The sequence below is a fragment of the Gardnerella sp. DNF00038 genome, from assembly GCF_049262855.1.
Classification (GTDB): Bacteria; Actinomycetota; Actinomycetes; order Actinomycetales; family Bifidobacteriaceae; genus Bifidobacterium; species Bifidobacterium vaginale.
On the sequence record NZ_CP058407.1, the window covers coordinates 1,156,645 to 1,171,429 of the forward strand.

Annotated in this window: 10 protein-coding genes and 1 pseudogene; all 11 read right to left on the minus strand. The window is 43.3% G+C overall.

Going from position 1 to position 14,785, the window contains the following annotated elements; genetic code table 11:
* Positions 1-9: 9 nt before the first annotated feature.
* Positions 10-2,037: a dipeptide ABC transporter ATP-binding protein gene (locus HXT19_RS04580; RefSeq protein ID WP_004113343.1), complete on the minus strand. Its 2,028-nt coding sequence runs from the start codon at positions 2,035-2,037 to the stop codon at positions 10-12.
* A 23-nt stretch (positions 2,038-2,060) separates the two neighbouring features.
* Positions 2,061-3,050, minus strand: a complete 990-nt coding sequence (locus HXT19_RS04585; RefSeq protein ID WP_180372322.1) for an ABC transporter permease — start codon at positions 3,048-3,050, stop codon at positions 2,061-2,063.
* Positions 3,051-3,062: 12 nt separating this feature from the next.
* Complete coding sequence (locus tag HXT19_RS04590) at positions 3,063-3,989, minus strand: ABC transporter permease (protein ID WP_004113346.1); 927 nt, start codon at positions 3,987-3,989, stop codon at positions 3,063-3,065.
* A 232-nt stretch (positions 3,990-4,221) separates the two neighbouring features.
* Positions 4,222-5,853 (minus strand): peptide ABC transporter substrate-binding protein, encoded by a 1,632-nt coding sequence (locus HXT19_RS04595; protein WP_004113349.1) that lies wholly within the window; start codon positions 5,851-5,853, stop codon positions 4,222-4,224.
* A gap of 544 nt (positions 5,854-6,397) precedes the next feature.
* Positions 6,398-8,065 (minus strand): CTP synthase, encoded by a 1,668-nt coding sequence (locus HXT19_RS04600; RefSeq protein WP_004114673.1) that lies wholly within the window; start codon positions 8,063-8,065, stop codon positions 6,398-6,400.
* 60 nt (positions 8,066-8,125) lie between these two features.
* On the minus strand, positions 8,126-8,593 hold the full coding sequence (aroQ, locus tag HXT19_RS04605; RefSeq protein WP_004113352.1) for a type II 3-dehydroquinate dehydratase: 468 nt from the start codon (positions 8,591-8,593) through the stop codon (positions 8,126-8,128).
* A 3-nt stretch (positions 8,594-8,596) separates the two neighbouring features.
* On the minus strand, positions 8,597-10,339 hold the full coding sequence (locus tag HXT19_RS04610; RefSeq protein WP_075038778.1) for a bifunctional shikimate kinase/3-dehydroquinate synthase: 1,743 nt from the start codon (positions 10,337-10,339) through the stop codon (positions 8,597-8,599).
* A complete protein-coding gene (gene aroC / locus HXT19_RS04615) occupies positions 10,336-11,523 on the minus strand; it encodes a chorismate synthase (protein WP_422118596.1) in 1,188 nt (395 codons plus the stop codon). Before aroC ends, HXT19_RS04610 begins: the two co-directional genes overlap by 4 nt.
* A 535-nt stretch (positions 11,524-12,058) precedes the next feature.
* Positions 12,059-12,574, minus strand: coding sequence for a peptidase A24 (locus tag HXT19_RS04620; RefSeq protein ID WP_014554432.1), 516 nt, complete (start codon positions 12,572-12,574; stop codon positions 12,059-12,061).
* Positions 12,575-13,030: 456 nt separating this feature from the next.
* Complete coding sequence (gene mltG, locus HXT19_RS04625; RefSeq protein ID WP_422119643.1) at positions 13,031-14,188, minus strand: endolytic transglycosylase MltG; 1,158 nt, start codon at positions 14,186-14,188, stop codon at positions 13,031-13,033.
* Between the two features lie 100 nt (positions 14,189-14,288).
* A pseudogene (gene ruvX, locus HXT19_RS04630) lies at positions 14,289-14,753 on the minus strand (Holliday junction resolvase RuvX); the annotation flags it as partial.
* Positions 14,754-14,785: the final 32 nt, after the last annotated feature.

Below are 14,785 nucleotides of genomic sequence, written 5' to 3' on the forward strand. Positions count from 1 at the left end.
AGCTTGCGACTAATCCAAGCCAAGTTCCAAATTTCCACCTGGAATTGCATCGAGAAGATCGCGAGTGTACTCCTTTTGAGGATGATCAAACACTTCGTCGGTTGTAGCATGCTCAACAAGTTTGCCATGTTGCATAACAACAACCTCGTCCGCAATCTGACGAACAACAGCCAAATCGTGAGTGATGAACAAGTAGCTTAATCCTCGCTCCGCTTGCAAATCGTTAAGCAAATGCAAAACCTGATCTTGCACAAGCACATCCAAAGCAGACACAGCTTCGTCGCAAACGATTACATCCGGATCCAATGCCATAGCACGCGCAATCGCAATGCGCTGACGCTGTCCGCCTGAAAGCTCGTTCGGGAAGCGAGTCATAACAGAAGCAGGCATACGAACCATGTCCAAAAGCTCGCGCACACGATTCTGTCTACTCTTTTTATCGCCAATCTTATGAATTCGCAAAGGCTCTTCAATAGAACGATAAATCGAATACATTGGGTCTAGCGAACCATAAGGATTTTGGAATACTGGCTGCACATGTCGACGGAAGTCAAGCAAATCAGCACCCTTGAAATCAGCAATATTCTTGCCTTCGTAAGTAACTGTTCCACTTGTTGGATTTAGAAGTCGCAAAACCATGTTTGCAACAGTAGACTTACCAGAACCAGACTCACCCACGATTGCCAACGTTGTTCCGCGCTTAATCGAGAACGAAACATCGTCAACAGCCTTGAAAAGCTCCTTCTTGCGCGGAAGCTTAAACTCTCGGGTTAAGTGATCGACTGTAATAATATGCTCGCTCTTTTCAAGAGCTTGCTCGCCTACTACGTGATGCTCAAGCAAATTATCCGCGTTACCACCATGCTCCTTAACGGAAATGATTCGTTGAGAAGCAAGACTTGGAGCGGCAGCAACAAGTCGCTTAGTATAAGGATGCTGAGGATGCTGCAAAACGTCCAAAGATGGACCAGATTCAACAACGCGACCCTTATACATAACAACAACGTGCTGTGCGCGAGCTGCAGCCAAACCTAAATCGTGAGTAATAAAGAGCACAGAAGTGCCGAGAGAATCAGTAAGCGTATGCAAATGGTCAAGAATGCGCTTTTGCACAGTAACGTCGAGTGCGGAAGTTGGCTCATCTGCAATAAGCAAATCTGGGCGGCACGCAAGGCCAATCGCGATTAACGCGCGCTGACGCATACCGCCGGAAAACTCGTGTGGGAATTGCCTTGCGCGAGTTGCTGCATCTGGCAAACCAGCTTCATCAAGCAAACCAGCAATGCGGTCTTCAACACTTGCTCCAATAACATACTTTTTTGCGATTTCCCAAGCTTTGTCGTCGTCTACGCCATACTTGATTAAATCGTCTGCAACGCGCCAACGAGTTTCGGAACCTGGAACCCACTCTTTTTTGTAGTATTCCATAGCTTCATTAAACTTTTCGGCATTTGTTTGCTCACTAAGACCAACCTGCGCCAAAGCTTGCTTTGCAGCGTCCAATAATGCGCTCAGTTCTTTAGAGCCAAGGAAGATTTCATCTTCATTGCTTTTGACTTCTACAGCGTCTCCTGCTAAAGCTTCTGCAAGTGCGGAGCGCTTCTCATGACTAACGTCAACGCCATTTGCAAGAAGAGCCTCTTTAACTTGAGTTCCAATTCGCCAAACAGGATTAAGGTTGCTCATAGGGTCTTGCGGAACCAATCCCATTGCTGTACCGCGCAAAGCCGCATAATCTTTAGGCTTTAGATTACTTATTTCTTGACCTTTAAGCTTAATAGAACCACCCGTAACGTGACCTGTTCCTGGAAGCAAGCCTAAAACCGCCATTGCAGAAGTTGACTTTCCAGAACCAGATTCACCCACGATTGCAACCCATTGACCTGGGTAAACGTTGAAGCTCGCATCGCGAACAGCGTGTACGGCTTTTTTAGAATCCGTTGTAAAGTCAACTTGAAGATTTTTAACTTCCAGCAAAGGACCCTGCTCACGTTGCATTGCAAGGGTATCTACATTTTTACGTGTTGCTGTGTTCATAATCACTATTCCTCCACGCTAACTTACGCCTTACGGCTCTTTGGATCCAACGCATCTTTTACGGCGTCGCCCATCATAATAAAGGCGAGAACAGTAATAGCGAGCGCAATAGACGGATAGAACAAAACTTCTGGATTTGTAGTAAGAACATTCCTAGCGGTAGAAATATCTACACCCCAGCTAACGGTCGTAGTTGGCAAACCAATACCAAGGAAGCTAAGTGTTGCTTCCAAAACAATGTAAGAACCAAGGGATGTTGTTCCTACAACAATGATTGGGGCCAGCGAGTTTGGAATAATATGACGGAAAAGATTACGCATTGGAGTTGAACCTAAAGCTGTAGAAGCCGTATTAAACTCAAGATTCTTGGATTCCATAACGGCACTTCTTGCGATTCGAGCAACGCCTACCCATCCAAAGAGAACCATAACAAACACGATTTTCCAAATCGACTTAGATGTGCGGAACATTTGCAAAACTACGATTGCACCCAACAGCATTGGTAGAGCCAGGAAGATATCGGTGATTCGGCTAAGAACCGCATCAATCCATCCGCCAAAGAATCCAGCCAAAGCTCCAATTAGCGAACCAACTAACACCACTAAAGCCGTTGCGAGCAAGCCAACGCTTAAAGATGTACGTGTTCCATATACAACTCGAGCGTAAATATCGCATCCTTGCATGTCGAATCCAAACGGATGTGCAGCAGAAGCTGGCTCAAGCGAATGCTCCAAAACACAGTAATTAGGATTGTGCTTTGTGAGAGCGCCTGGGAAGAGCGCAACAAAAATAATTGCAATAATCAAAATTGCAGAAACAATAAACAATGGATTTCTGCGCAAAGATCTCCAAGCATCAGCCCACATGCTTGTAGCTGGAGCAGATTCGTCTACAGAATCAACTTCTTGAAGAGGCGTATCGTCAAGAGGAGCAACATAGCGTTCCTGACCTGGCAATGTGTTGTAATTTGCATTATTTGTAATCAAATTATCTTCCATCAAATTATCTTCCATAATGTGCTCTCCTTACGCGTAGCGAATGCGCGGATCTAGAGCCGCGTACAACATGTCAACAAGAAGATTGCTGACTACAAATATCAACATAAGAAGCGTAACTATAGAAACAACAAGGTTTCCTTCTCCTTTTAGTATTCCCTGATACGTAAGGAATCCAACGCCATGAATGTTGAAGATTGTTTCCGAAATCATTGCGCCGCCCATAAGAGCGCCCAAATCTTGACCTAAGAATGTAACAACAGGAATAAGCGAGTTACGCAAAATGTGTCGAACAATAACGGAGCCTTCTTTTAAGCCCTTTGCGCGAGCCGTGCGCACGTAATCAAGCGATATGTTTGACGAAATTTCCGACCTTGTAAGTCGAATAATATACGCCATTGACACGGATCCAAGAACTATCGCAGGAAGAAGAAGATCATAGAATCCAGGATCATTGCTTGCTGTAACAGGCATAATATGCCACTTAACACCAAACACGTATTGTCCAATAAAGCCAGTAACAAATGTTGGCACAGAAATAAGAAGAAGTGATACAACCAGGATTACACTGTCGTACCACTTTCCTTTCTTTAAGCCAGAGATTATGCCGAAAGCTACGCCGAACAAGGCTTCAAAGGCAAACGCCATCAACGCAAGCTTAATGGTTACTGGGAATGCGCGACCAATTTCGTCAATTACTGGCTGACCAGCAAAAGTATGTCCAAAATCAAGAGTAAGCGCATTCTTTAAGAACAACAAATATTGAATAATAAATGGCTTATCCAAGTTATACTCGGCACGAATTTGCGCTTCTACAGCATGGTTAATTGGCTTATCTCCAAACATTGCTTTTACTGGATCTCCAGGCAAAGCAAACACCAAAGCGTATACCAACAATGTTGTGCCGAGAACCACAGGAATCATCTGCAAAACGCGACGCAGAACGTATTTACCCATTGGTTTCTCCTTATATATTTACTTAAAAATTCGCATAGCACACACCCAACTTGTGGCTTGCATATTGATTTAACCCAACCTAAGTAAAAACACAAAGTGCTGCCTCGAACAGCGGATAGAATTTTGTAATTTTATTCGCCATTCGAAGGCAGCAGCACGTTTTTACATGCTATTAAATTATGGTTTATTTTTTAATAGCTACTTGATATTAATAGCTACTTGATTTTGATCTTTACTTGTGGAGCTTGTAGTAAAGTGGCATATTCTGCCAATCCATTACAAAGCCCTTCAAGCTTGGAACCATAACAGCCTTAGCGTTCGAGTAGAACAGTGGTACGTATGGAAGATCCTCAAGAAGAATCTCGTTAGCTTGCTGATAAAGCTTAGTTGCCTCAGCTTGCTTAGAAGAAGAAGCCTTCTTAAGCAAAGCATCGAACTTAGGATTCTTGTAATCAGCTTCGTTAGAACCATTGCCATCTGCAGCAACGGAAGCAAATTCCTGAGTCAAGTAGTTTTCTGGGCTTGGGTAATCTGGCATCCAGCCTGCACGCCATGCACCTTTAATCTGACGCTGTTCGCATGCGTTACGGAACTCTTGGAATGTTGGAACTGGAGTGGTTTCAGCATTAATTCCAAGATGATTCTTAAGGGAGTTTACAACTGCGTCGAACACAGACTTAGCGTTGCCATCGGCGTTGTAAGTAAAGGTAAGAGGACCATCATACTTAGAGATCTTATCTGCCTTTGCCCAAAGTTCCTTAGCCTTTGCGGCATTAAACTTAAGGTTTTCGTGTCCCTTAAGATCTGCCTTGTAGCCTGGAGTCAAAGGAGAAGTGAACTCGTTTGCAGGAGATGCTGTACTGTTAAGAACCTTCTTGATGATGGTTTCGCGATCGATTGCCATAGAAACAGCTTGACGACGCAAGCGGCCTTCTTCGGTAGTTACATCGAAGTGTGGCAATTTTGCAGGAATACCGAACTGCTGGATTACGGAACCTGGACGGTTGTATGCCTTAACAGTGGTGTCCTTTTGGAAAGTCTTTGTTTCGGTATCTGGAATATTATCCGTCATATCAAGATTGCCAGACTGAACATCGCGGTAAGCAGCGGTGCCGTCGGTGTAAATCTTAAAGGTAACGCCGTCATTCTGAGCCTTGCGTGGGCCATCGTAATCTGGGTTCTTTACAACTTCGATCTGCTTGTTGTGATCCCAAGACTTAAACAAGTATGGTCCAGAAGAAACTGGCTTTTCGCCGTAAGCCTTTGGATTCTTGTAGAAGGACTCTGGAAGAGGGGCGAATGCAAGGTAACCAACCTTAACAGCAAACACAGAATCTGGCTGGTTCAAATCAACAGTAAAGGTGTACTTATCTACAACCTTTAAGCCAGAAAGCTGCTCGTCGCCCTTAGTATCATTCTTCTGCAAGTCTTCGTAGCCCTTAATGGTCTGGAAGAAGGAAGAGCACTTCTGAGCATTCTTAGCGTTTGCTACAAAGCTCCAAGCCTTAGTAAAGCTTTCTGCGGTGATTGGAGTGCCATCGCTGAACTTCTTATCTTTTTTAAGCTTAACAGTGTATTGGGTCGCATCGGCGTTTGGAGTTACGCTCTCGGCATCTTCGTTTACCGTGTTGCCCTTTTCATCAAAAGTGACCAACGTGGAGTTGACCAATACAGCAGGACGAGCACCAGCATTCTCGTTAATGTTTCCTGGAACAAGCTCGTTCTGAGGCTCGGAGTCGTTTACAGTAATAACAACCTTGCCACCATTTGTTTGAGCGGTCTTCGAGGCAGAAGAACCGCATCCACCTAGCAGCATAGCAACCGAGCACGCAGCTGCGGCAAAAAGTAATGCCTTATTCTTCATATGTTTTCTCCTAACGTTGGGTATGGCAGGATTCAATTAAATATCACGAAAAAGTCTCATTACAAGCTTTACAGGCTTTTACAGGCTTAATAAATAAAATCCACCTAGTATTTATTGCCAGATGGATTCTTTGCAAAGCCAATAAGGAGGCCTCTTCGTTGATTAAAATTCAATCATACGGATTTTATTAAACAACGCAAGCTAAAAGTCTAAATGTAAAATTTACTGTTATTTTGTCTATAAATCATAAAAACAACTATTATAATAGAAAAATATTAGATTAAATCGTATTTTAGATGATATTTTGCCAAGTCTTTTACATTTGTATAGATATTACAAAAATGTAAATTTGCACTAGAAATATGTAACAATTATGTTAAACGATGCAAAATATGCAACAAGATATTCAAATATTAATCAAAATAAAAGTGGTGTAAATTCGCACCCAAACGTACGACTCTACACCACTTAATAAATAAAATCAAATGAATATTGAAATTATTTTTAAAATATTTTTATTATATTTTTCACCTATTGGTAAATACTACTCAGCCTCGCTAGCCTGATGTTCAAGAGCAGCCGCCACTAAACCAGCAAACAGTGGATGAGGCTTAGTTGGTCGAGACTTAAACTCTGGATGAGCCTGAGTTGCCACATAGAATGGGTGAACTTCCTTTGGAAGCTCCACAAACTCAGTCAAATTACCATCTGGGCTTTGACCGCTAATACGCAAGCCGGCTTCGCGCAAACGATCTTTATACGCCACGTTCACTTCATAACGGTGACGGTGACGCTCAGTAACATGCGTAGTACCGTAAAGCTCAGCAACAATAGAGCCTTCTTCAAGAAGAGCAGGATAAGAGCCGAGTCGCATTGTGTGACCCATATCTCCCTTACCGTCCACAATATCCTTCTGCTCTTCCATAGTTGCGATTACTGGATCGCCACAATCCTTCTCGAACTCAGTGGAATTAGCATCCTCAAGACCGAGAACGTGACGAGCGTACTCAATAACCATAGATTGCAAGCCAAGGCAAAGACCAAGCGTTGGCAAACCATGCTCGCGAGCGTAACGCAAAGCGCCAATCTTACCTTCAATACCGCGAATTCCGAAGCCGCCTGGAATAACCATGCCATCCATTTGGTCAAGAGCCGCCGCCGCACCTTCTTGAGTTTCGCACTTGTCGGCAGCAACCCAGCGCACGTTAACCTTAGCCCAGTTTGCAAAACCGCCAGCTTTAATAGCCTCAGTAACAGAAAGATATGCATCTGGCAAATCAATGTACTTGCCAACAATTGCAATGTTTAGCTCATGCTTTGGATGATGCACGCGCTCAAGCAAATCTTCCCACTCGTTCCAATCAACATCGTGGAATGGAAGCTCAAGCTCACGCACAACGTAAGCATCCAAGCCCTCGTTGAACAAAATTTTCGGCACATCGTAAATGCTTGGAGCGTCAACGCAGTTCACAACGCCTTCAGCGTCAACATCGCACATAAGCGAAATTTTGTCTTTAATGCCTTGATTAAGCGGACGATCCGAACGCAAAACAAGCGCGTCTGGAGAAATGCCAAGAGATCGGAGCATCATCACAGAATGCTGAGTTGGCTTAGTCTTTAATTCGTGAGCTGCGGCTATATAAGGCACCAAAGAAACGTGCACAAACATGCAGTTTTCAGGACCTAAATCGCGACGAACTTCGCGAGCAGCCTCCAAAAATGGCTGGGACTCAATATCTCCAACAGTACCGCCGATTTCCGTAATAATCACGTCTACATCGTCGCTAGCCTGCGCGCGCATACGCGACTTAATTTCGCCAGTAATATGCGGAATAACCTGCACGCACTGACCCAAATATTCGCCAGCACGCTCCTTACGAAGCACAGACTGATAAATCTGACCAGTTGTAACATTCGCTTTTTGACTTAAGAAAACATCGAGGAATCGCTCGTAATGACCAATATCAAGATCTGTTTCTGCGCCGTCTTCTGTAACGTAAACCTCACCATGTTGGAATGGGTTCATTGTACCCGGGTCAACATTGATATAAGGATCGAGTTTTTGTTGTAAAACGTGAAGACCACGACTACGCAAAAGTCTGCCTAATGAAGATGCAGTAAGACCTTTTCCGAGGGACGAAACAACGCCACCAGTGACAAAAATATGCTTTGTAATATGCTCCTGAGAGTTACCATGTTTTCTTCTAACCATGGAACTCCATAGTATCTTCGAGCCTCGACTCGGAAGAATAATTGAAAAGTCAAATCAAAGTCAAATCAAATGAGCAACAGCCTCGAGCGCAAGCTTATATCCATACAGTCCCATGCCTGTAATAGTTCCAGTTGCAACAGGACTAATCACGCTTATTTTCCGGAAAGAATCGCGGGCAGAAGGATTAGAAATATGCACTTCCATTAGTGGCACTCCAGCATCTAAAACCATGTGCGCAGCATCCGCGAGCGCATAACTGTAGTGCGTAAAAGCAGCAGGATTCATAACTACTGGCGTATGAGTATCAGCAGCTTCGTGCATCCAATGAACCATTTGCGCTTCGTCGTCGCTTTGGCGAACTTCCACTTGTAAATTAAGCTCTTGTGCCCACTTTTTGCAAAGCGCGCACAACGTTTTAAAATCTTGACTGCCATAAACGTCTGGCTGGCGAACGCCTAATCGCCCCAAATTTGGGCCATTTACTACTAAAACTTTACGGATGTTTATAGTGTTTTCTGCATCTACCATTTTCTAACCTCTAATCTTATTAAACGCTTCGCGAATCGCCTCCAGCGGCGGATTATCTAAGTGAATCGGGTTTCCAATCCCGTCTAAAACAACAAATCGTAAGGTGTTGCCTCTAGCTTTTTTATCTTTATGCATCAAGTCAAGAACCTTAGCAAAAGCATCGTCATTATTGCCGCCGCCATTCCAAGATATTGGCAATCCAAGTGATTTTAAAAGCGAGCGATGATACTCAACGTCTTCTGGACTTAAATAGCCCAAAATTTGCGCAAGGCTCGCCGCAAAAACCATTCCAACAGCAACCGCGTTTCCATGACGCCAAGAAAAATGCTCGATTTGCTCAATCGCATGCCCTAAAGTATGCCCATAATTCAAAAACTCGCGCAAACCTTGTTCTTTTAAGTCGTTAGAAACGTGGTATGCCTTAACGCGCACGCTTTTTTCTATTAGATCGCAAACCATATTATTTAAATCTGCATCGTCTAAAATAGAAGGACCATCAACAGAGCGCAACTTGCTAGCATTTTGAGGATTTTCCAGAATTTTTAAGATGCTAGAATCGCCAATAAACCCTGATTTTGCAACTTCTCCAAGTCCTTCAACAAAAATATCGTTAGGAAGAGTAGAAAACGCGCAAGTATCTGCCAAAACGCCAACAGGAGTGTAAAAACTACCAACCAAATTCTTGCCAGCTGCAGTATTTACACCAGTTTTTCCTCCAGTCGAAGCGTCTACCATTGCAAGAAGCGAAGTCGGGCAATTTACGTAGCGGATTCCACGCATCCAAGTAGAAGCAACAAATCCAGCTAAATCCGTAGCTGCTCCACCACCCAAACCAACAATCGCATCTGAACGCGTAAAACCAGCGTTTGCAAGGCGCGACCACACAAAATCCGCAACCTTAACAGTTTTACCAGCCTCTGCGTCTGGAATAAGAATATCGAAAACATCGTAGCCAGATGCGCGCAAAATAGATCTTGCTTTATCGCTATGTCTTTGAACAGGCTGAGTGTGAATTAAAGCTACTCGAACAGGCTGTTTTCCAAGCATTTGAGGTAAAAGACTCATAGCGCCTGCGCCAATATGAACATCGTAATCTTCAATACCTTTACCATCTACATGAACGATTCGTTGCATAATCATATCTTTTACCTTTCTTGCGGCAGGTTTTGGCGTTAATCCGTAAACGCGAGCGTGTAAATTCGCCACTTTGCAAAACACAGGATCACGCTTATCAAACAAATCCATCCATCGTTTTGCGCCATCTTCGCCGCTTAACATAGGACGATTAGAATTCCAGCTTACGCGCTCAATTGCATCACTTGCATTTACTTGCAAATACACAACACGACCGCCTAGCTTTGTATATTTTCTTAAGACATCTTGCGTCTCCTTACGCATTGGAGCACCGCCACCTAGGGCGACTATTGGGGCGGATTGCTCAAAATATGGGAAAATAGCATCTCTAACAATTTGAGTTTCAATATCTCTAAAAGACTCTTCGCCAAAATCCTTAAAATATTGAGCAATCGGCATATTGATTTTTTGCTCAATTAAATCGTCTGTATCTATAAAAGGAACATTCAAAATATGCGCTAATTCCTTGCCAACACGCGTTTTTCCAGCTGCAGGCATGCCGATTATAACGGCTAACGGCATTTGAGTTTGCGATACATCTTGCGAAATGTCTTTCAAAGAATCTCTAAGCGAATCTGGCAAGGAATCATGCAAAGAATCTTCTTCGCTCATCTCATATGCTCTTTCCAAGATTGAACGTAATTTATAGCATTTCTAGCGGTTTCTTCTAGCGAATCTCCACCAAACTTTTCTAACGCATACTTTGCAAGCGTTAATCGAACCATTGCCTCTGCAACTACAGAAGCAGCTGGGACAGCCGTAAAATCGGAGCGCTGATTAATTGCCTGCGCTGGCTGGCCAGTAAGCACATCTACCGTTCGCAAAGCGCGAGGAATGGACGGAATCGGCTTCATTGCAGCGCGCACGCGAATTATCTCTCCATTTGACATTCCGCCTTCAATTCCTCCAGCACGATTGCTAAGGCGCGTGATTTTGCCATCTTCGCCTGTTACGATCTCGTCGTGAGCAACCGAGCCAGGGCGATTTGCTTCTTCGAAACCGTCTCCAATCTCCACGCCTTTAATAGCTTGGATTCCCATAAGCGCCGCAGCCAGTGCCGCATCCAAACGGCGATCCGACTCTACATACGTTCCAACTCCAGCAGGCATGCCGTATGCCAAAACCTCTACTACGCCGCCAAGCGTATCTGCATTTGCTTTTGCTTCATCAATACGAGCAACCATGCGAGCTTCGGCATCTTTATCTAGAGTACGAACTGGCGAAGCATCCAACGCATCAACATCGTCTGGAGTTGGTAGGGGTAAACTTTTGCTTACATATTCGCCGCCGATTCCAATAACGTGCGCAACTGTGCGCACACCCAACGCTTGGTGCAAAAACGCATCAGCTACAGCGCCTAAAGCCACGCGGGAAGCCGTTTCCCTAGCGCTCGAACGCTCCAAAATCTCGCGAGCATCACTAAAACCATATTTACGCATGCCCGTTAAATCCGCATGCCCTGGGCGAGGCCTAGAAAGCGGCGCGTTACGACCTTCCACACTTAAATCATGGTCTAACGGGTCTGCGCTCATCACTTCCACCCACTTTGGCCACTCACTATTTGCGATTTCTATAGCAATTGGAGACCCAAGAGTAACACCGTGGCGAACGCCTGTAAGCAAACGCACTTTGTCTTGCTCAAACTTCATTCGCGCTCCGCGACCATATCCAAGTCGTCTACGCGCAAGAGCAGAAACAATGTCTGCGCTAGTAATCTTAACTCCTGCTGGCACGCCTTCAATCATTGCCACCAGTGCTTCACCATGCGACTCCCCTGCCGTTTGCCATCTAAGCATGCCTTCTCCAATCGCGTTGTGCGTTATATTTATTGTTATACTTCTTGCACTTAATACTGTATTTTATTTTAAATCAATACTAGATTCTAAATTCTTTATTTTACTAACAACTAAGTATTGCTAATAATCTATGAAATAAATCGCAAAAAGCCTTTAACCACATTGAGTAAAATTTGTTGCAATGCTTTCCTATTTAGCGTTGTAGGAGGGCTGGCTAATTCTTGTCTCACAACGCTCCGCCTATTACGTGTAGTTTGTTGTTGCTGTTGTTCCGATTTGGCTTTGATTTTGTTTTTTGAGTTGAAGTTTGTTTGTAGGCGTGTGCCATTGGATTATTTGGTATCGGCTGCCGCTCTTATACTGTTCGACCAAGAATCACACAGCCCTCTTACGTGCTTGAACAATTGCGTAGTTTTCATCACCGAGATTCTCGATTTTTTCTTGCTGCTTCAGCGAATCACCATTTCATGCTGAGGTTCGCTTCATTCGCTGCGAAAAATCTCGAATCTCTACCTAGCTTGGCGTATTTGTGTAATTACAAAAAACCGCAAAGCATAACGGCGATTATGGAAGATGCAGCTAATACGGGTACAAACGGGATTTTATTTTGTTCATTTTGCACAAGATGCCCGCGGAAAAATCGCAAGCAGACTTTAGAGCAGATTTTCCACACTAAAATCCAAATTAATCCAAATATTCCGATTGATGCAAACCAGTAGATTATGCAATCAAATCCAAATAGCGCCAAAGCTTGAGCGATCATAGAAGCGCATGTAACATCGCCAAATCCAAGTGCTCCGCGCACGCAAAGTTTTTGCACCAAAACGTAGAATGCAAAAACTGATACTGCAAAAAGCCAGCCACGTAAAAGAAAATTAACATTATGAAAAGTAATCAGCGAAAAAATAAGGTTAGCGGCAGATTGCGCAAAAGCAGCTAGTACAACCCAAAGTCTAGGCACAATACGGCTTGTTAAATCCGTCGCACACACTGCAATCATGCATATAAGCGTTGGTGTTGCAAATAAACAAGTAACAATAAACTGACTCATTTGATTATGCTAAATAAGCGAAAATTGCATTGCAACAAATTTCACTCAATGTGGTTAAAGGCTTGTGTGGTTATGCAGATTGCACCAAGTATGGTAGAGATTCGAGATTTTTCGCACTGAATGAGATGAACCTCAGCATCTTTGATGGTGATTCATCGAATGAAGAAGAAAAATCGAGAATCTCGGTGATTAAGTGGTACGCAATTGTTAAAGATATTCAGAAGGTTTGATGTATTTCTATACGAGCAATAAAAGAGGAGCGTAGCGACGGGACTTGCGAGGAGAGAAATACTCAAACCTCGCGCAACACTAGGTAAGGAAAATCGTTCGCACGCTCTAAGCGCGCGAACGTCTTCGCTTGCGTTGAAAGCACACTGTGCTTTCAACCTTAAGCAAGCTCAGCGCTCCGAATTACCTTCGCGCGCTACGCTTTAAGCGCGAAGGTAGGTCGTCGCGCTAGTTGGCGTTTTCGTTAGAACGCTTATACTCGTCGCGAATCTTCAAGAAATCATCGTAGTTATCCGCAAACTTAGTTTCGCCGGTCTTTAAGTTAGTGGTAACAAAATAAATCCATGATCCTTTTTCTGGATTAATCGAAGCCAGAATAGCATTATCTCCAGGAATACTTATAGGAGTAGGCGGCAATCCTTTGCGAATCCTAGTGTTGTATGGATTACTTGCATCATCTAATTGTGCTTGCGTAAGGTTGATTGCCTTAATTCCAATACCGTAAGCAACCGTAGTGTCCATTCCCAAAGGCATGTCTTTAGCTAAACGGTTTAATATTACGCGCGAAACTTTACCATAGTATTCACGATTATTTACTTCCGCTTCCGCAATAGACGCAATTTTGAGAATATCTTGACGCAGTTTTCCTTTAGGAACTCCCAATGAATCAAGTTTCTGAATACGCTTATCTACCATTTTGGCAAGTATTTTAGTAGCAGATTTCATGGATTTTACGTTGTAAACTCCAGGCTCCAACCATCCTTCAAAACTTCCGCCCGCTTCTGGCGGCAAAATCCCCGCTCCGTCTGTTTTTTGAATCGCGTTAAATTGAGCAATGTCAATTCCAGAGATTTGTGCAGCCTTACGAATAACGTCTGTTGATCGTTCTCCTGCTTTAACGTCTAAGAATCCGCCTGCTTTACTTTGATCTGAAAGAATATTTACAACATCAATTGAGTTCATATACTTTTTAAGCGCATAAATTCCTGGGTATAAAATCTTGTTGTTCGCAGCAACAATATTAGAAAAAGTTGATTGTGACTTTACAACTTGCGCTTTAACAAGATTGTTCCCAACTTCTACAGATCCTTGACCTGGCTCAATCGTAAACTCAACGAATCCGTTTCCAGGTCCTGGCCAATCGTCCATAATCGTAGACTGATTGTTGGTTTTTATGTAAACCGCAACCCTATATAATCCATACCCAACAATGAACATGAGTGCAAAAACTAGTACAAGCATAAATGCGATTATGCGGTTTCTTTTATTTTTGCGATTCTTGCGCGCGGTTCTTGCTTTTCTCGATTTTGGCGGAATAGGAGGATGGGAGGAATCGTGGCTCCATTTAGCGTTTTGATTGAAAAAATCGTCTATATTCTCACTCATTAAACGCTTCCTTCCTAATGCAGTCGATTTGCGAATTATTTTGCGAATTATTTTGCGAATTGCTTAAATCTTTTATTGCGATTTGCGAATTGCTTTCTATATTTTTGCAAACATTCTTATAATCGTCAATCGCAGATTGCAAAATCAACACTGCCGATTGCTGATCTACCATAGGACGATGCTTTTTAGTAGAAAAATCAGCATCTAACAGTTGTTTATGAGCTGTAACTGTTGTTAGTCTCTCGTCTTTAAAAACGACTTCTGGAATAAAATCGAGAGACCAATCTCCATAATCAAAAAGCGACTTCATTCTTTTGACTAAATTAGTACCCCAACGACGCGCTTTTTTAGCAGATTTTCCTTCAGTTCCGTCTAATTGCAAAGGAAGACCTATTACAACACGACTAACACTATTATCTTCGATAATGTTTAAAACATCTTCAATCGCATTAAACGAATCACCATAGGATTGAATATTACCGATTGGGTGAGCAAAAGTCAGCTCAGGGTCGGACTTAGAAAGCCCAACCCTGGCATCTCCTAAATCAATACCTAACCACACCATGAATTTTATGCTGCTCTTGGTAAAGATTATAT

What these genes read in the sequence shown, in the direction of transcription:
- mltG (WP_422119643.1), bottom strand. Translation starts at nt 14,188, where the DNA reads ATGAGTGAGAATATAGACGATTTTTTCAATCAAAACGCTAAATGGAGC.
- HXT19_RS04585 (WP_180372322.1), bottom strand. Translation starts at nt 3,050, where the DNA reads ATGGAAGATAATTTGATGGAAGATAATTTGATTACAAATAATGCAAAT.
- aroC (WP_422118596.1), bottom strand. Translation starts at nt 11,523, where the DNA reads ATGCTTAGATGGCAAACGGCAGGGGAGTCGCATGGTGAAGCACTGGTG.
- aroQ (WP_004113352.1), bottom strand. Translation starts at nt 8,593, where the DNA reads ATGGTAGATGCAGAAAACACTATAAACATCCGTAAAGTTTTAGTAGTA.
- HXT19_RS04580 (WP_004113343.1), bottom strand. Translation starts at nt 2,037, where the DNA reads ATGAACACAGCAACACGTAAAAATGTAGATACCCTTGCAATGCAACGT.
- HXT19_RS04600 (WP_004114673.1), bottom strand. Translation starts at nt 8,065, where the DNA reads ATGGTTAGAAGAAAACATGGTAACTCTCAGGAGCATATTACAAAGCAT.
- HXT19_RS04620 (WP_014554432.1), bottom strand. Translation starts at nt 12,574, where the DNA reads ATGAGTCAGTTTATTGTTACTTGTTTATTTGCAACACCAACGCTTATA.
- HXT19_RS04610 (WP_075038778.1), bottom strand. Translation starts at nt 10,339, where the DNA reads ATGAGCGAAGAAGATTCTTTGCATGATTCCTTGCCAGATTCGCTTAGA.
- HXT19_RS04590 (WP_004113346.1), bottom strand. Translation starts at nt 3,989, where the DNA reads ATGGGTAAATACGTTCTGCGTCGCGTTTTGCAGATGATTCCTGTGGTT.
- HXT19_RS04595 (WP_004113349.1), bottom strand. Translation starts at nt 5,853, where the DNA reads ATGAAGAATAAGGCATTACTTTTTGCCGCAGCTGCGTGCTCGGTTGCT.